Here is a 286-nt window from a genome sequence, read left to right on the forward strand (position 1 = left end):
GTGCAGTGCTTTGCACCCAATATTGCGCAGTTGCATGTGATCAACCATCTGACCGGCGAAGAAATGCCCGAATCACGCAACGTGCTGGTGGAATCGGCGCGCATTGCCCGGGGCCAGGTGAAGGATATTCGAGAAGCCCGCGCCGAAGAGTTTGACGCGCTGATCGTGCCCGGCGGTTTTGGCGCGGCGAAAAACCTGTCGAACTTCGCTATTGAAGGCGCCGGGTGCAGCGTCAATCCGCAGGTGCTGGAACTGGCTGAAGCCTTTGCTGAAGCAGGCAAGCCGG

Annotated in this window: 1 protein-coding gene; it reads left to right on the top strand. The window is 59.4% G+C overall.

Translation table 11 applies throughout. The features are described 5' to 3' along the window. The coding region (locus AAEZ08_RS22785; RefSeq protein ID WP_500125157.1) for a type 1 glutamine amidotransferase family protein at positions 1-286 on the top strand (286 nt) is incomplete at both ends.

The sequence above is a fragment of the Pseudomonas sp. E45-MNA-CIBAN-0222 genome (assembly GCF_040310405.1).
In the GTDB taxonomy this organism is placed as follows: domain Bacteria; phylum Pseudomonadota; class Gammaproteobacteria; order Pseudomonadales; family Pseudomonadaceae; genus Stutzerimonas; species Stutzerimonas stutzeri_AC.